A 14714-nucleotide genomic window follows, 5' to 3' on the forward strand; every position below is an offset into this window, starting at 1 on the left:
TTTTGAAAGGAGGAGCACGCGATGTCTCACGCCTCAGATACCCCGCACAAAAAAGTGAAGCAGGTCCGCCGACAAAAGCGCTCCCAATCTTCCCAATCGACTCCTAGCCCCAGTTCTCAACTGCGCTCACCGTTGATGACTGCGCTCATTTGGGTCTGGTTACTTATTGCCTGCATCTTTATCATATTTCCTGTCGTCTACGCGTTCGTCGGCTCTATACGTTCCACAGCAGATATTCAAGCCGGCATCCAAACACTGTTCTTTGGTGATTTCGTCGGTTCAAACTATCCACGAGCATGGGAGCAGTCCCAAGTTGGTCAACAGCTTGTGAACTCACTGATTGTCACGGTTTGCCAAACCGGAGGCCAATTTATTACATCGGTTCTTGCGGCCTTTGCCTTGGCTTTCGGCCGTATTCCCATGCCTGGGAAGATCCTCGGTTTCTTTCTTATCCCCATGATGATTCCATCCGAGGTCTCGGTGATTGGTAACTATCTCACCGTGAGTGAGATGGGCCTATACGACACAGTCATCGCAATTTTCCTTCCCTATGTCGCGTCATCCTTCACAATCTTCTTGTTCTATCAAGCTTTCAAGCAGTTTCCCAAGGAAATCTATGAAGCAACGAGGCTCGAAGGTGTTGGAAGGATTCGGTTCCTCTTTACTTTCCTTCTCCCTTTGAATCGTTCGGTATGCATGACTGCGCTAGTCACCGGCGCAATTGCCGCCTGGAATGGCTATATGTGGCCATTGCTTATCACCCAATCCCCGTCCGTACGCACCATTCAGCCGGGTATCAAAGCCTTGGCGGATGAAACTGCCGTTGACACTGGCCTTGTGCTCGCTGGACTTCTCATTGCAGCCTTGCCCACAATCATCCTCGTGGTATTTGGCCAAAAGTACCTGAGTCGCGGCCTCACCGAAGGAGCTGTCAAGTAATGCCATTTTCTTCCCGCACAAAGGTGTTGTCTGTTGTCGCTGCCGTGGGTATCCCAGCTTTTGGAATTGCCGCCTGCGGCTCATCTTCTGACTCAGTGCCAAGAAATGAAGCCGGCGAAATTGTGGTGAACTTCTGGCATTCTTCTTCAGGCGCCTCTGGCGAGACGCTCCAAGCAATTGTTGACCAATTCAATTCGGAGCACGAAGGCGAGTACGAAATTCATGCTTCTTACCAGGGAGCATATGAAGACTCGATTTCCAAGTTCATAGCCTCGGTCCAAACTGGCCACTTACCAGCACTCATGCAAGCTAGCGACATTCAAAGTCGCTTCATGATGGACTCAGAACTCGCTATCCCGGCTGAAGACTTGGCACAGGAAAATGGCGACTATGACTTCAATGATCTTGTTCCCGTCGTCGCCAACTACTACAAGATGGGAGACAAGATTTACTCGATGCCAGCAATGGTGTCTCAACCAGTCTTGTACGTCAATGACGAAGCCCTCGCAGAAGCTGGTATCAAACCATCCTCATTGAGCACCACTGAGGGGCTCATGGAAGCTGTGGAAAAGCTGCACGGCAAGACTGGCCGATCTGGCTTAACTTTCCATCACTCAGGCTGGTATGTCGAAGAGATGGCAGCCATGTTGGGCAACGAGTTTTGTACACCAGAGAATGGCACTACCTCGGAAAAGGCTTCAACGTTCAAAATTGACGACCCGCAACTTGTCGATATGTGGACGACGATCAGTGAGCTCTACAAAGAGGGCGCCATCCATGATGCGGGCAGTGATGGTTCTGCAGCCACGGGCGCATTCCTTAGTAAAAATGCTGCCATCCAGATGAACTCCTCTGGTGGTTACGGAAATGTCGCCGAGGCAAACCTCGATTGGGATTGGTCCATTCACGCCTTGCCACGAGATACAGACGCCGCTGGCGCAGTTCCTGGAGGAAACTCTCTGTGGGTGATCCAAGAAGGTACTTCCAAAGAAGAACAAACCGCAGCTTGGGAATTCATGAAGTTCGTCGGCTCGGATGAGATTCAAAAGAAGATTTTTGACGAAACCGGCTACCTACCGACTACAACTTCAGCCATGGATTCTCTGACCGATCTAAGCCCCCAGCAAAAGTCGCTGCTAGAGCAGTATGCTTCTACGCCAGTCAACACTGTTACCGCTGGGTGCCATACCGGCGCCTTGAATGACGCTCGTAAGTCCTATAGCCAAGCCATGTCTGCCATCGCCAATGGCAAGGACCCAAGGGCAGAATTCGAAACTGCTCAAGAAACGGCTGATTCTGCCATTGCCTCCTACAACAAACGCGCAAGTAAGTAGGTACTAGTTCAATGACTAAGATTGCCAATCCCCATACTTGGGAAAAGTTCACCGAACGCGGCGATGTTCGTCGCCATCCTGGTTCTACCTTTGTTGCACATGTTCCTGAAGGCTCTGAGTTCCAACAACTTGAAATTAGAATTCAGGACGATATTAAGTCTAGAGGTTGGGAAGACGATTACGGCTTCACCATTCCATCCAGCTTCCACATGACCCTCCTCAATGGTCTCAAGCATCAAGCTTTACTCGATCAGAAAGAAGCTTGGCCAGCTTGGCTCAGCGATGCCGATGATTTTCCTGATTCGGTTGTCCGGATGCGTCAACGCCTCGTTGAAGCCAACATTGAAGGGCCCAAGGCTCTTGCGGTGCACGCTGTAGAGATGTACCCACTCGCCAAACACCTGACCATCAAATTGAAGCCAGCTGATGAGTCGGTTCGTCAAGAGATCGAACGATTTCGTTGTGATGTTGGAGAGGTGCTCGAGATTCCCGTGACAAGCCTTGAGCACTACCAGCTACACTCCACTTTGGGTTACCGCCTTACCCAGGCAGAAGGAAACCTGGAGGAACTCTCTGAGGCCGAGGAACTTTATAATTCCTGGTTACAGGAGATGGGCGTTATCAACCTCGAACCTGCTTTTTTCTCCTTGTTTAACGATATGCAGAGCTTCCCGCCTTTGCTCTACTTCAATCCGAGAGAGGGGTAGACAATAGAGAATGCCCTGGCTTCACATTCTGGTGAGGCCAGGGCATTCCTTTCGGTGGGGTAACTCTAGGTCAATACATTAGCTAGAACAGTGCGTGCAGGCACCACTCCTCCCCACAGCTGTCCTTGCCAGCCAAACGCCTGGGCACCTTCAATGTTTACGGGGCGATCATCAAAGAACACAACATCTTCACGCTTGTGGGGGCCAAAGGATTTCTCAATTTCCTTTTCGGCTATACGAAAAATCTCTTGACTCGGTTTGGCAACCCCGACCTCGGACGAGAACACCTGTGCCACAATCTCCTGCGCCCACGGAGAAGTCCTTACCGCCTTAGCCATCGAATGCGGTGCATTGCTCAAAAGTGCAACTGGCACCTCAGCGGCATGAAGTTCCGCAAGGAAGTCCGAAGTCTCGGAGGTAGTCGCAGAGTTACGCTCCCCGTCGAGGGCTCCCAATGCTGCAGAATCAACGTGCTCAATCTCAGCGGAGGAAAGCCCCGCATCGAGAAGGACCTTCGGCCAATACTCCTCGTCTGACATCCCCAAGTCATAAGCATCGCGATGGGCCCAATACGCGTTCATTAACGACTCCGTATCCACTGACAATCCGCACTCGGTAATGAAGTTAACCAGGCGCGGAACCCTATCTCCCTCCGGCACCAACACCTTGCCAATATCAAACACAACGATCGTCATAGCCTCTCCTCAAACCAAAAGAATTTTCTCACTGACTCCGCACACTTCAGTACGTACGAATCACAGTGTAGCGCCCGAATTTTCCGGCTGACCTGGCGTAATAGAAATTTTGGCCGCAACAGAAAAGATTCATCTATAGGCCATCTTGGCTGTTTACTTGTCGTTAATCTGCGCTAGATGGGCTTAGCGTTGCGCTTAAGAAGGGAGAGATCTTGCCCGTATTTCCACACCACGAATAGCGGCACTGTCAGTCTTCTTAGCCCCGAGACTCGGCACCTTTCCCGTGTCATCGTCTACTGAGGGACTCTCGAAGAAGCACGGAAGATTGACTGGATGAACCGTCGACTAACCAGACCGTTGCGCGAACCACGAGCTGCGTGGCCCTAAGAGCCCTCTACGATTCAGAAATTCCTCCCCGGGCAGTTCGCCCGAGGCAGTGAGAAGACTAGTCGCGGTACGCTTCCGGGCCGGAGTTAAGCCAGGCGTACACGCCACCAATAAGGAAGCCGCCGCCGATAAGGTTGCCGACCCACACGATGGACCAGTTGAGCAGCACCGCGCCGAGGGTAAAGCCCTCCGGCAGCGGGCTGGCGCAGAAGAAGGTCAGCAGCATGAGGCAGAAGTTTGCAATCACGTGCTCCAGGCCCAGTCCCACGAAGCAGGCAATGATCGGCACGATGACGAAGAACTTGGACACAATGTCCTTCGCAAAGACCGCGCCCACAATCGCCATGTTGACCACGAAGTTAGCCAGGATGGCCTCCACGAACATACCGCCCGGGCTCTTGGTCAGCTTGCCCATCGACAGCGTGGCAATGAGGTGATTCGGGTCAATACCACCCAGCTTCGCTGACACCCCCATGGCAGCGGCAAAGAGCACGACGCCCACCAAGTTAAACAGGGTGGTGACGACCAAGAGCCACATTCCCTTGCCCCAGCTCACATGCTTGTTCACGGCGCCATAGATCATGAACATCATGTTGCCCGTCGCCAAGTCTGCACCCAAGATAACGATGGCAAAAAGGCCTAGGCCGAAGAGGCTGGCAAAGACCAACGAGCCTAGTCCTTCCGCATGCTTCTCGACGCCCATCCCCATCACCGCAGCAAAAGCCGTACCGATGGCAAGATAGACGCCCGCCAGGGTGGAGCGCACGGCGAAGCGGGCGAAGGACTCATCGAGCAACGTGACCTTCTTCGTCACGGCCGCCGCAGCAGCATCATTCAGGGACATCACTTACCTCACTGGGGAACACAGACTTTTCAGACGCTCGTAGTCTACTCCCCACGTCAGACATACCCATTGCTCAGGGGAGACGACACCCCAAAAAGGGCGCAGACGCAAAAATTCCCCCGGAGCTCCTTCACGGAGTCCCGAGGGAATTATTCAAGCGCTATTTACTTGAACGGGAAGCCGAGCTCGCGCAGGAGCTTGCGGCCCTCCTCGTCGTTGGTAGCGGAGGTCACGACGGTGATGTCCATACCACGCGGGCGGTCCACCTTGTCGATGTCGATCTCGTAGAACATGGTCTGCTCGGTGAGGCCGAAGGTGTAGTTGCCGTGGCCGTCGAACTGCTGGTCGGAGAGACCGCGGAAGTCGCGAATACGCGGCAGCGCAATGGTCAGCAGACGGTCCAAGAACTCCCACATACGGTCGCCGCGCAGGGTAACGCGTGCACCGATGGGCATACCCTCACGGAGCTTGAAGTTAGCGATGGACTTCTTAGCGCGGCGCACCTGCGGCTTCTGGCCGGTGATAGCGGTAAGGTCCTCGAGAGCGCCGTTGATCATCTTGGAGTCGCGGGCAGCGTCGCCCACACCCATGTTGACAACGACCTTGGTGACGCCCGGAATCTGCATCACATTGTCGTACTTGAACTCTTCGTTCAGAGCCTTCTTGATTTCCTCGCGGTAGCGGGTCTTCAGACGCGGAGTGTAGTTCTCGCTCATGTTAGATGTCCTTCCCGTTGCTACGTGCGATGCGGACCTTCTTGCCGTTCTCGTCGAAACGGTAGCCCACGCGGGTCGGGTTGCCCTCGGAGTCAACGATCGCAACGTTGGACACGTGGATCGGAGCTTCCTGGGTAACGATTCCGCCGGACTCGGCGCCACGCTCGGTAGCGGAGTTAGCAACGTGCTTCTTAACGCGGTTGACGCCCTCAACGAGGACCTTGTCGCGCTTCGGGTATGCCTCGATGACCTTGCCCTTCGCGCCCTTGTCCGGGCCCGAAATAACGATCACCATATCGCCCTTATGAATCTTCATAAGATTAGATCACCTCCGGTGCGAGAGAAACGATCTTCATGAAGCGCTTGTCACGAAGTTCGCGAGCAACCGGGCCGAAGATGCGGGTACCGCGCGGCTCGTTGTCACCCTTGAGAATAACTGCGGCGTTTTCATCGAATGCGATGTAGGAGCCGTCCGGACGACGGGTCTCCTTCTTGGCACGGACGATGACGGCCTTGACGACATCGCCTTCCTTTACGTTGCCACCCGGGATGGCTTCCTTGACAGTGGCGACGACAATGTCACCAATGCCAGCGAAACGTCGAACGGAGCCGCCGAGAACGCGGATGACGAGGATCTCTCGTGCACCGGAGTTGTCGGCGACGCGCAGACGCGATTCTTGCTGAATCACTATGGGTCTCCTGACCTGGATTAACGTGCGTCAAGATTTCCGTCCTTGACACACCTGGTCTACTTGCTTACGTGGCACAGGCTGTGCGACGAACTCGCTGTTCACAGCGGTCGAAGGGTCTCGGTGCGGCGATTCGGAAACGCATCGCGCTGCACCGACCGGCCATATGCAACCCATACATTCAAGCATGCTCGCCGCTGTTTCCCCAAATCGCGCGCTGCACCACTTCCCCGACCTACGACACTTCTCATCCCCTCAAACCCAAATGTGCAGACCTCAAAGTGCAGAGGTGCTGCGTGGCGTCGTGAAGCGCACGCGCAGTGCTTGGCGACGACCAGCGTGTCTGCACTTCCAGGTCTGCACTTATGGAAGCGGCGGACGGGCCCCTAGGCCTTGTCCACTGAAGCACCCCTAGGTCTTGGAGGCTGATGCGGCAGGTGCTGCATCAGCCGGTTCCGGCTTCGGGTCCACGGTGAGAAGCGCCTCGCCGAAGGAGATCTCCTCGCCCGTGACATAGGCCGGCAAGACTAGGCCTGTCTTCTTCGAGTTGGAGACGACGACCGGCGTGGTCACCGGGTAGTCGGCGGCCTTGATGGCCTCGATGTCGAATTCGCACAGCAGGTCACCGGCCTTCACCTCATCGCCCTTGGAGACGTGCGAGGTGAAGTGTTCGCCCTTCAGGTTCACGGTATCGAACCCGATGTGCATGAGAATGTCCACGTTGTTGCCGTCGGCGTCCTTGCCGCGCACGGCATACGCGTGTTTGGAGGGGAAGGTGACGGTGACCTTACCGTCGATCGGGGAGACAAGGCGCCCCTCTGTGGGCTCGACGGCCGCGCCGGCGCCCAGCTTGCCCGCCGCGAACATCGGATCCGAGACCGACTCCAAAGCGATAGCAGTACCAGCCAGCGGGGAGGCCACGCGATAGGCGTTCGGGTCAGCGGTGGCAGCAGGTACCGCGCCGCCGGCACCGGTAGCAGCACCGGTCTCATCAGGATCGATGGAACCGTTCTTGGCAATCAGGTAGCGGCCATAGGCAAAGGCCACGCCGAAGGACAGGATCAAAGAGGTAAAGGCGCAGATGAAGAACTGCGTGTAGTCCTCGGGGCGCATGGACACGAAGCCGATGAAGCCGGCGGCGCCGAGGGCGGTGGCTTTGACGTCGAAAAGCGCAATGAGCGTCGCAGCAATCGCGGACGCACCCATGCCGATGTAGAAGGGCCAGCGCAAGCGCAGGTTCACACCGAAGATGGCGGGCTCGGTAATACCGAAGAGCGCGGAGACACCCGAGGCACCAGACAGGCCCTTGAGCTTCTCAGAGCGGGCGAGGAAGTAAACCGCCAGGGCCACACCACCCTGGGCAATGTTGGCCACGGAAGCCACCGCGAAGATGAAGGAGCCGCCTTCGTTCCACAGCATGGTCTCGATCGGCGGGAAGGACTGGTGCAGACCCGTGATGACAATCGGCGAGTAGAACAGACCAAAGATGAAGCCGCCCACCGGGCCGGCGAACGTGTAGAGGTCATTCAGACCAGCACCGAGCATGTCGCCGGCAGTGCGCAGGACCGGACCCACTGCAATGAAGGTGATAAAGCCCGTCACCAGCAACGTCAGCAGCGGGGTAAGCAGGAAGTCCACCGTGCCCTTGAGGTGCTTGTGCAGGAACTTCTCAATCGTGGCAAGAATCCAGGCGATGACGAGGATGGGCAGGATGGAGCCTTGGTAGCCGGCTTGGGCCACGTCGAGGCCGAAGATGCTCCAGTAGGTCATCTCCCCCGCTTCGATGGTCGCGGCTACCTGGTAACCGTTGACCAAGTCCGGCATCACCATCGCCATAGCCATGCCGGCGCCGAGGAACTCGTTGCCGCCAAAACGCTTGGTGGCGGTAAAGCCCACCAAAATAGGCAAGAACGCAAACGGCGCGGAGGCCAAGAGGTTAATAAGCCCGGCAACATCGGCCATAGCCGGGAACATCTCAATGACTGACTGCTCACCGAAAAGGCCGTTGACGGTCAGGACGTTATTGAGCGCCATGAGCAGACCGCCGCCGACCAGAATCGGGATGAGCGGCACGAAGATATCCGCGAGGACCTTCACCGCGCGGGAGAACCAGTTGCCGGAATCGGCGGCAATGTCCTTGAGCTTGTCCGTGGAGACCGCGATGTCCTTGGTGGTTATCTTGTTGAGCTGGTCGAAGACGATGTTGACATCGCCCGGGCCAACGATGACCTGGAACATGCCGCCGGCCTCAAAGATGCCCTTGAGGTCCGGATCGTTTTCCAGCGCAGCCTTGTCGACCTTCTTGCTGTCTTTGAGTACCATGCGCAGGCGGGTGGCGCAGTGCGCGAGCGCCACGATGTTGTCTTCGCCGCCGATGGCTTTCAGGATTCGCTCCGCGACTTGTGAGTGTTCCATGCCGCCGTGCCTCCTAGAAGAGTGAGATGAGTTAAATAGCGTCACCTCTTATTAGACACGTTACTCAACATAATGCCAAGCATTCGGGCACAAATATAGGAAGATTCACACCCTATCGGGCTTCCCAGCCGAGCCAGCGAGCGCCGCTGGCGCCAAGAACAGTCGACGCCCCCGCAATCCGCCCATCGCCCGCAAAGACCTCCACCGCGCAGCCATCCGCGATGAGGTCCAGGGAACCAGCCGGACACGGCACGACGCGCTCATCACCGCCGCAAGCCAAGCGGAGTTCTCCCCCGCCGTAGGTGACGCGGAAGGCTTCGGCCCCGGAGTCGTCGACAAGCGCGTACGTGCCTTCGCCTGCCTGAAGCATTGCAACCGAGTCGTTCTCCGGCAGCTCCCAGACTGGAGCTTGGCGCAGCCAGCCATCCTCCAACCACACGCGCCGCGGCAGAGTGAGCGTGTGGACCCACCCTTCTTCCACGGTCGGGGTGTCATCCTGGGCCGGCAACCCCATCCACCCCAGCATGATGGCCTCGCCGTCCTTCTCCACCAGCTGTGGTGCATAGAACTGGTGGCCATAGTCCAGCTCACTAAAACCACGCTCCACGTGGAAAACCGTGCCATCGAGTCGGCCCACGAGGTAGCCGCACTGGTCGGAGGAAGCGTAGTGCGTAGAGCCGTCGGCAAGCACCGGCTCAAGACCTTGCGGGCAGATGACCAGGACGTCCTTGTCCTCGCCCGTAGCGCGGTCACGCAGCGTCACAAGGTTGGGGCATTCCCACATGTAGCCGCCCGGCACGAGGTCAGGGCTCAGGCCCGGCTCGACCTGGCTGGTATCGAACGTGAGCGCGCCTTCAAAGGACCAGTGCGCCAAGTCCGTGGAGCGGTAGAGCACCACGTGCCCCGTTTCATCCTCCGCTTGCGCGCCGAGCACCATGCGCCAGCCCGCATCATCACGGGTGATCTGGGGATCCCGGTAGTGCCCCGTGAACCCCTCCGCGGGCCCATTGATGAGTGGGTTGGCCGGGTCGTGCTCGTAGAAACCACCTGCCGGGCCTGAAGGCTCTACCGCGCGCATGCGGTTCTGCGAGGGAATCCGTACGCCATCGCGCTTAAGGTTGCCGGTATAGAACAGCCAGACGTCCTCGCCGTCGACCACTGCGCCGCCCGAGTAGCAACCGTGGGCGTCGTACTCACGGATGGGATACAGCGCGTCCGGGTAGTGTCGCCACGGTTGCGCGGCGACCAGCGATGCTACGGCGTGCCCCCACCCCGTTTGTTTCTTAGCGTGTGGGAAGCACGGGTCGTGCTGGTAGTAGACGTGCAGAGTATCGCCATCAACAAAGATTCCGTTCGGGTCATTCAAGCGGCCGGAGGGCGGGGAGAGATGAAAAAGCGGACGGTAGTTCATGCCCTCGATAGTATGGGCTCTATGGACATTATGGTGTGTGGCGAAGGCCTCGTTGATCTTGTTCCGCGTGGCCGCGGGCAGCTGGCTGACCTCCAACCGGCGCTGGGTGGCGGCCCCTTCAACGTGGCGGTGGCAGCCGGGCGATTGGGCGCTGACGTGGGCTTTCAGTCCCGTCTATCGAAGGATGCATTCGGCTGTGCGCTGGTGGAGCGTCTCACCGAGGAGGGCGTGGACACCTCCCTTGTGCAGCGCGGCGAGGAACCCACCACGCTGGCGGTGTGCAACATCGCCGACGACGGCTCGGCAACCTATTCCTTTTACACGGAGGGTACTGCCGACCGCCTGGTAGAGCCCGCGCTTGCCGACGTCCCCTGGGCCTGCTTCGGCACCGTCTCCCTAGCGCTGGAGCCGGGCGCCTCGCGTTATGCCGCGCTTCTCCAGGACTTGGCTGCGCGCGGGACGAAGGTGGCGCTGGACCCGAACATCCGGCCCTTCTTCGCCACTGCGGAGCACCGCGAGTTCCTGCTGAGTCTGCTTCCTCACGTCACGCTGCTGAAGCTCAGTGAAGAAGAGGTTGATTTCCTTGGGGCTGGGGCACTGGAGCAGGTACCGGTGGTGGTCACCACGCGCGGGGCGGACGGGCTGAGCGTGCGCACGGCGTCGGTGTCGTTGGAGGTCCCGCCGGTGAACGTCGAGGTGGCGGACACCATCGGCGCGGGCGACACGGTTATGGCTGCACTCCTGACTCTTCTGGCGGAACGAGACGGGAATGCAGCCGAGCTCAGCGCCGAAGACTGGCGCGAGATCCTGCAGTTTGCGGCGGCTGCCGCGGCCATCACAGTCTCACGCACCGGCGCCCAGCCGCCCACACGCACCGAAGTAGAGGCACGGCTATGAACTATCCCCTGCGCACAGCCGTCTTAAACGCGGTCCTCCTCGTTCTCGTCGCGATATGTTTCCTCCTGCCGGTATTCTTCGGCACCTCGGCCCTGCTCCCGGTGCCCGTCGCGGCCTGGACATCGATCATCCTTGCCGTGCTAGCGCTTATCGACGCCTCCTACCACGCCTTCTCCCCCGCCCAACGCCCCACCCGTGGCCTCCGCGCGCTCACCGCCCTCGGGGCGGGCACGCTCATCGCAGGCTGGTTGGTCTGGGTTCAGATCTTTAACACCATCGACGTGACCAGCACTACGCCCTACCGCATCGGCACGTTCCTTCTCGCGGTCGGCACGGTGCTCAATGCGTTTTGCCTTGCCATTGCGCTCACACACCGCGGCGCGCGCTAGAGGAGCTGGTCTCGGAGAAGAGCGCGGCGGAACAAAAATAGCCCCCACGATAACCGTGGGGGCTATTCACGTAGAAGAGGGCTAGATACTACTTAGCCTTCTCCACGATCTCGACGAGACGGAAGTGCTTGTCCTTGGACAGCGGGCGAGTCTCGGCGATGAGAACGCGGTCGCCGATGCCGGCGGTCTCGTTCTCGTCGTGCGCCTTAACCTTCTTGTTAGTGCGCATGATCTTGCCGTAGAGGGCGTGCTGCTTGCGGTCCTCGAGCTCGACAACGATGGTCTTATTCATCTTGTCGGAGACAACGATGCCGGTGCGGGTCTTGCGAGCGCCCTTTTCCTTCTTAGTGTTCACGTTTGCCTCACTCATGATTAAGCCTCAGCTCCCGGAGCAACGGACAGGCCCAGCTCGCGCTCGCGCAGAACGGTGTAGATGCGGGCAATGTCGCGCTTAACCGTGCCGATGCGGCGGTTGTTGGTCAGCTGGCCGGTGGCCTTCTGGAAACGAAGGTTGAAGAGCTCTTCCTTCGCGTCCTTCAGGCGGTTCTCCAGCTCAGCATTGTCGAGCTCGCGGAACTCGTGGGCGGGGGTACCGTTAGCCATTAGAACTGGTCCTCCTTCTTGATGATGCGGACCTTGCACGGAAGCTTCTGACCAGCGCGGCGCAGGGCCTCGATGGCGGTAGCCTCGTTCGGGTAGGTCATCTCGAAGAGGATGCGGCCCGGCTTAACGTTGGCAACCCACTTCTCGACGGGACCCTTACCGGAACCCATACGCACGCCGAGCGGCTTCTGGGTCAGCGGACGGTCCGGGAAGATGTTGATCCACACCTTGCCACCACGCTTGACGTGGCGGTTGATGGCAATACGTGCGGCCTCAATCTGGCGGTTGGTGATGTACGCCGGCTCGAGAGCCTGGATGGCGTAGTCACCGAAGTTGATGCGGTTACCGCCCTTGGACACACCCGAGCGGGTCGGGCGGTGCTGACGACGGTACTTGACGCGCTTAGGAATCAGCATGGATTAGCCCTCCTGCTTCTGCTGTGCGCGCTGGCGACGCTGGCCACCACGACGCGGACGACCGTTGCGGTCACCGCGGCCACGGCCCTGCGCCGGAGCGTTCAGTTCGGACTCGCGGACGCCACCGACAACGTCACCCTTGTAGATCCACACCTTGATGCCAATGCGGCCGAAGGTGGTGTGGGCCTCTGCGGTGCCGTAGTCGATCTCGGCGCGAAGGGTGTGCAGCGGAACGCGACCCTCGTGGTAGCGCTCGGTGCGGGACATCTCAGCGCCGCCCAGACGACCAGCCAGGAGGATCTTAATACCCTTAACCTGCGGCTGGCGCATAGCGGACTGGATGGCCTTGCGCATTGCGCGGCGGAAGGCCACGCGGTTAACCAGCTGCTCAGCGATGGACTGTGCAACCAGGTTTGCGTTGGCGTCGACCTGCTTGACCTCGAGGATGTTGAGGGCGACCATCTTGCCGGTGAGCTTCTCCAGCTCGCGGCGGATGCGGTCAGCCTCAGCACCGCGGCGGCCAATCACGATGCCCGGGCGGGCGGTGTGAATGTCCACGCGGACGCGGTCGCGGGTGCGCTCGATGACGACGTCGGCGATGCCGGCGCGGTCGAGGCCCTTCTCCAGGTACTCGCGGATCTTGATGTCTTCGGCTACGTAATTTGCGTAGTCCTTATCGGCGTACCAGTGGGTCTTCCAGTCGGAAGTGATGCCCAAACGTAGGCCGTGAGGATGGATCTTCTGGCCCATTACTTGGCCCCTTCCTTCTGGCTCTCGACAACCACGGTGATGTGGCTGGTGCGCTTACGAATCATGAATGCGCGGCCCTGTGCGCGCGGCTGGAAACGACGCATGGTCGGACCCTCGTTGGCGTATGCCTCGGAGATGACCAGGGTGCGCGGATCCAGACCGAAGTTGTTCTCAGCGTTGGCAGCTGCGGATGCAACAACCTTGGCAACCGGCTCAGCGGCGCCCTGCGGAGCGTACTTCAGGATTGCAAGTGCCTCGGCTACGGACTTACCGCGGACCAGGTCGATGACGCGGCGTGCCTTCATCGGGGTAACGCGGACGTAGCGAGCCGTTGCGGATGCGGAGGTGATGGTGTCACTCATCGCTTATCGACGTCCCTTCTTGTCGTCCTTAACGTGACCCTTAAAGGTCTTGGTGGGTGCGAACTCACCGAGCTTGTGACCAACCATGGAGTCCTCGACGAACACCGGGACATGCTTACGACCGTCGTGGACGGCGAAGGTGTGACCGATGAAGTCGGGCAGGATGGTGGAGCGGCGAGACCAGGTCTTGATGACCTGCTTGGTGCCGGCCTCGTTCTGAGCATCAACCTTGTTGAGGAGGTGCTCATCGACGAACGGGCCCTTCTTAAGGCTGCGTGGCATTGTTTACCTCCTCTTAGCGCTTCTTGTTCGGGCGACGACGGCGCACGATCATGTTGTTCGAGTAACGGTTCGGGTTGCGGGTGCGGCCCTCCTTGTGGCCCCACGGCGACACCGGGTGGCGACCACCCGAGGTCTTACCCTCACCACCACCGTGCGGGTGGTCGACCGGGTTCATAACGACACCGCGGACGGTCGGGCGGACGCCCTTCCAACGCATACGGCCGGCCTTGCCCCAACGGATGTTCATCTGGTCAGCGTTGCCAACCTCACCGACGGTGGCGCGGCAACGGATGTCGACGCGACGAATCTCGGAGGACGGCATACGCAGGATGGCGTACTTGCCTTCCTTACCCAGCAGCTGGATGGAGGCACCAGCGGAGCGAGCCAGCTTAGCGCCAGCGCCCGGCTTGAGCTCCACAGCGTGGATGGTGGTACCGGTCGGGATGTTGCGCAGCGGCAGGTTGTTGCCAACCTTGATATCTGCGTTCGGACCAGCCTCAACGATGGTGCCCTGCTTCAGGCCCTTCGGGGCGATGATGTAGCGCTTCTCGCCGTCTGCGTAGTGCAGGAGGGCGATGTTAGCGGTACGGTTCGGGTCGTACTCGATGTGAGCGACCTTTGCAGGGATGCCGTCCTTGTCGGTACGGCGGAAGTCGATGAGACGGTAACGGCGCTTGTGGCCACCGCCGATGTGGCGGGTGGTGATGCGGCCGTAGTTGTTACGACCACCAGTCTTGCTCAGCGGGCGCAGCAGGGACTTCTCCGGGGTCGAGCGAGTGATTTCCTCGAACTCAGACACGGAGGATGCGCGGCGACCCGGAGTTGTCGGCTTGTACTTACGAATAGCCATAATTCTTCCTTTTCCTTTCGGCTCTTCG

19 protein-coding genes are annotated in these 14714 nt (G+C 58.9%); 5 read left to right on the forward strand and 14 right to left on the reverse strand.

Annotated features, from left to right (window positions below; all coding sequences use genetic code 11):
- Nucleotides 1-21: 21 nt before the first annotated feature.
- From HMPREF2635_RS06195 to HMPREF2635_RS06205, 3 genes are read left to right on the forward strand one after another with little or no spacing between them, the layout of a single operon-like run.
- Complete coding sequence (locus HMPREF2635_RS06195; RefSeq protein WP_080975136.1) at nucleotides 22-939, forward strand: carbohydrate ABC transporter permease; 918 nt, start codon at nucleotides 22-24, stop codon at nucleotides 937-939.
- Entirely contained in the window at nucleotides 939-2273 is a 1335-nt protein-coding gene (locus tag HMPREF2635_RS06200; RefSeq protein WP_070517407.1) for an extracellular solute-binding protein, read from the forward strand. Before HMPREF2635_RS06195 ends, HMPREF2635_RS06200 begins: the two co-directional genes overlap by 1 nt.
- An 11-nt stretch (nucleotides 2274-2284) precedes the next feature.
- Nucleotides 2285-2980 carry a DUF1868 domain-containing protein gene (locus HMPREF2635_RS06205; protein WP_049157342.1) on the forward strand — a complete coding sequence of 232 codons (696 nt, stop codon included), beginning with the start codon at nucleotides 2285-2287 and terminating at the stop codon, nucleotides 2978-2980.
- A 65-nt stretch (nucleotides 2981-3045) separates the two neighbouring features.
- Here the strand turns inward: HMPREF2635_RS06205 and HMPREF2635_RS06210 are convergent, their stop codons facing one another.
- From HMPREF2635_RS06210 to HMPREF2635_RS06240, 7 genes are all read right to left on the reverse strand, one after another.
- The gene (locus tag HMPREF2635_RS06210) at nucleotides 3046-3675 is read right to left on the reverse strand and encodes an HAD family hydrolase (RefSeq protein WP_049157344.1); all 630 of its coding nucleotides are present in this window, start codon (nucleotides 3673-3675) and stop codon (nucleotides 3046-3048) included.
- 445 nt (nucleotides 3676-4120) lie between these two features.
- Nucleotides 4121-4906 (reverse strand): formate/nitrite transporter family protein, encoded by a 786-nt coding sequence (locus tag HMPREF2635_RS06215; protein ID WP_049157345.1) that lies wholly within the window; start codon nucleotides 4904-4906, stop codon nucleotides 4121-4123.
- A 164-nt stretch (nucleotides 4907-5070) separates the two neighbouring features.
- Entirely contained in the window at nucleotides 5071-5622 is a 552-nt protein-coding gene (rplE, locus tag HMPREF2635_RS06220) for a 50S ribosomal protein L5 (RefSeq protein WP_046648471.1), read from the reverse strand.
- Between the two features lies 1 nt (nucleotide 5623).
- Nucleotides 5624-5938 (reverse strand): 50S ribosomal protein L24, encoded by a 315-nt coding sequence (gene rplX / locus HMPREF2635_RS06225; protein ID WP_005527724.1) that lies wholly within the window; start codon nucleotides 5936-5938, stop codon nucleotides 5624-5626.
- A 4-nt stretch (nucleotides 5939-5942) separates the two neighbouring features.
- Complete coding sequence (gene rplN / locus HMPREF2635_RS06230) at nucleotides 5943-6311, reverse strand: 50S ribosomal protein L14 (protein WP_046648472.1); 369 nt, start codon at nucleotides 6309-6311, stop codon at nucleotides 5943-5945.
- A gap of 411 nt (nucleotides 6312-6722) precedes the next feature.
- Nucleotides 6723-8726 (reverse strand): sucrose-specific PTS transporter subunit IIBC, encoded by a 2004-nt coding sequence (locus tag HMPREF2635_RS06235; RefSeq protein ID WP_070821418.1) that lies wholly within the window; start codon nucleotides 8724-8726, stop codon nucleotides 6723-6725.
- A 112-nt stretch (nucleotides 8727-8838) separates the two neighbouring features.
- A complete protein-coding gene (locus HMPREF2635_RS06240; RefSeq protein ID WP_070821419.1) occupies nucleotides 8839-10137 on the reverse strand; it encodes a glycoside hydrolase family 32 protein in 1299 nt (432 codons plus the stop codon).
- 21 nt (nucleotides 10138-10158) lie between these two features.
- Here HMPREF2635_RS06240 and HMPREF2635_RS06245 point away from each other — a divergent pair, with 21 nt between their 5' ends.
- Nucleotides 10159-11034 (forward strand): carbohydrate kinase family protein, encoded by an 876-nt coding sequence (locus HMPREF2635_RS06245; RefSeq protein ID WP_046648508.1) that lies wholly within the window; start codon nucleotides 10159-10161, stop codon nucleotides 11032-11034.
- Nucleotides 11031-11423, forward strand: coding sequence for a hypothetical protein (locus HMPREF2635_RS06250; RefSeq protein WP_070821420.1), 393 nt, complete (start codon nucleotides 11031-11033; stop codon nucleotides 11421-11423). Before HMPREF2635_RS06245 ends, HMPREF2635_RS06250 begins: the two co-directional genes overlap by 4 nt.
- A gap of 88 nt (nucleotides 11424-11511) precedes the next feature.
- Here the strand turns inward: HMPREF2635_RS06250 and rpsQ are convergent, their stop codons facing one another.
- From rpsQ to rplB, 7 genes are read right to left on the reverse strand one after another with little or no spacing between them, the layout of a single operon-like run.
- Nucleotides 11512-11793: a 30S ribosomal protein S17 gene (gene rpsQ / locus HMPREF2635_RS06255; RefSeq protein ID WP_010189641.1), complete on the reverse strand. Its 282-nt coding sequence runs from the start codon at nucleotides 11791-11793 to the stop codon at nucleotides 11512-11514.
- 2 nt (nucleotides 11794-11795) lie between these two features.
- Nucleotides 11796-12026, reverse strand: coding sequence for a 50S ribosomal protein L29 (rpmC, locus tag HMPREF2635_RS06260; protein WP_046648476.1), 231 nt, complete (start codon nucleotides 12024-12026; stop codon nucleotides 11796-11798).
- Entirely contained in the window at nucleotides 12026-12442 is a 417-nt protein-coding gene (gene rplP / locus HMPREF2635_RS06265) for a 50S ribosomal protein L16 (protein ID WP_010189643.1), read from the reverse strand. The genes rpmC and rplP overlap by 1 nt, the downstream gene beginning before the upstream one ends.
- Nucleotides 12443-12445: 3 nt before the next feature.
- Entirely contained in the window at nucleotides 12446-13192 is a 747-nt protein-coding gene (gene rpsC, locus HMPREF2635_RS06270) for a 30S ribosomal protein S3 (protein ID WP_049157353.1), read from the reverse strand.
- Nucleotides 13192-13554 (reverse strand): 50S ribosomal protein L22, encoded by a 363-nt coding sequence (rplV, locus tag HMPREF2635_RS06275; protein ID WP_010189645.1) that lies wholly within the window; start codon nucleotides 13552-13554, stop codon nucleotides 13192-13194. The genes rpsC and rplV overlap by 1 nt, the downstream gene beginning before the upstream one ends.
- A gap of 3 nt (nucleotides 13555-13557) precedes the next feature.
- Nucleotides 13558-13836, reverse strand: coding sequence for a 30S ribosomal protein S19 (gene rpsS, locus HMPREF2635_RS06280; RefSeq protein WP_010189646.1), 279 nt, complete (start codon nucleotides 13834-13836; stop codon nucleotides 13558-13560).
- 13 nt (nucleotides 13837-13849) lie between these two features.
- Nucleotides 13850-14686 carry a 50S ribosomal protein L2 gene (gene rplB / locus HMPREF2635_RS06285; RefSeq protein ID WP_010189648.1) on the reverse strand — a complete coding sequence of 279 codons (837 nt, stop codon included), beginning with the start codon at nucleotides 14684-14686 and terminating at the stop codon, nucleotides 13850-13852.
- Nucleotides 14687-14714: the final 28 nt, after the last annotated feature.

It is taken from the genome of Corynebacterium sp. HMSC035E02 (genome assembly GCF_001836065.1).
Lineage (GTDB): Bacteria > Actinomycetota > Actinomycetes > Mycobacteriales > Mycobacteriaceae > Corynebacterium > Corynebacterium hiratae.

Excerpts from the sequence above, each read along its gene's own strand:
- rpsC (WP_049157353.1), bottom strand. The coding sequence starts at position 13,192 with ATGGGCCAGAAGATCCATCCTCACGGCCTACGTTTGGGCATCACTTCC.
- rpmC (WP_046648476.1), bottom strand. The coding sequence starts at position 12,026 with ATGGCTAACGGTACCCCCGCCCACGAGTTCCGCGAGCTCGACAATGCT.
- rplE (WP_046648471.1), bottom strand. The coding sequence starts at position 5,622 with ATGAGCGAGAACTACACTCCGCGTCTGAAGACCCGCTACCGCGAGGAA.
- rplB (WP_010189648.1), bottom strand. The coding sequence starts at position 14,686 with ATGGCTATTCGTAAGTACAAGCCGACAACTCCGGGTCGCCGCGCATCC.
- HMPREF2635_RS06200 (WP_070517407.1), top strand. The coding sequence starts at position 939 with ATGCCATTTTCTTCCCGCACAAAGGTGTTGTCTGTTGTCGCTGCCGTG.
- rpsQ (WP_010189641.1), bottom strand. The coding sequence starts at position 11,793 with ATGAGTGAGGCAAACGTGAACACTAAGAAGGAAAAGGGCGCTCGCAAG.
- HMPREF2635_RS06215 (WP_049157345.1), bottom strand. The coding sequence starts at position 4,906 with ATGTCCCTGAATGATGCTGCTGCGGCGGCCGTGACGAAGAAGGTCACG.
- HMPREF2635_RS06235 (WP_070821418.1), bottom strand. The coding sequence starts at position 8,726 with ATGGAACACTCACAAGTCGCGGAGCGAATCCTGAAAGCCATCGGCGGC.
- rplX (WP_005527724.1), bottom strand. The coding sequence starts at position 5,938 with ATGAAGATTCATAAGGGCGATATGGTGATCGTTATTTCGGGCCCGGAC.
- HMPREF2635_RS06240 (WP_070821419.1), bottom strand. The coding sequence starts at position 10,137 with ATGAACTACCGTCCGCTTTTTCATCTCTCCCCGCCCTCCGGCCGCTTG.
- rpsS (WP_010189646.1), bottom strand. The coding sequence starts at position 13,836 with ATGCCACGCAGCCTTAAGAAGGGCCCGTTCGTCGATGAGCACCTCCTC.
- rplV (WP_010189645.1), bottom strand. The coding sequence starts at position 13,554 with ATGAGTGACACCATCACCTCCGCATCCGCAACGGCTCGCTACGTCCGC.
- HMPREF2635_RS06205 (WP_049157342.1), top strand. The coding sequence starts at position 2,285 with ATGACTAAGATTGCCAATCCCCATACTTGGGAAAAGTTCACCGAACGC.
- HMPREF2635_RS06245 (WP_046648508.1), top strand. The coding sequence starts at position 10,159 with ATGGACATTATGGTGTGTGGCGAAGGCCTCGTTGATCTTGTTCCGCGT.
- HMPREF2635_RS06195 (WP_080975136.1), top strand. The coding sequence starts at position 22 with ATGTCTCACGCCTCAGATACCCCGCACAAAAAAGTGAAGCAGGTCCGC.
- HMPREF2635_RS06210 (WP_049157344.1), bottom strand. The coding sequence starts at position 3,675 with ATGACGATCGTTGTGTTTGATATTGGCAAGGTGTTGGTGCCGGAGGGA.
- HMPREF2635_RS06250 (WP_070821420.1), top strand. The coding sequence starts at position 11,031 with ATGAACTATCCCCTGCGCACAGCCGTCTTAAACGCGGTCCTCCTCGTT.
- rplP (WP_010189643.1), bottom strand. The coding sequence starts at position 12,442 with ATGCTGATTCCTAAGCGCGTCAAGTACCGTCGTCAGCACCGCCCGACC.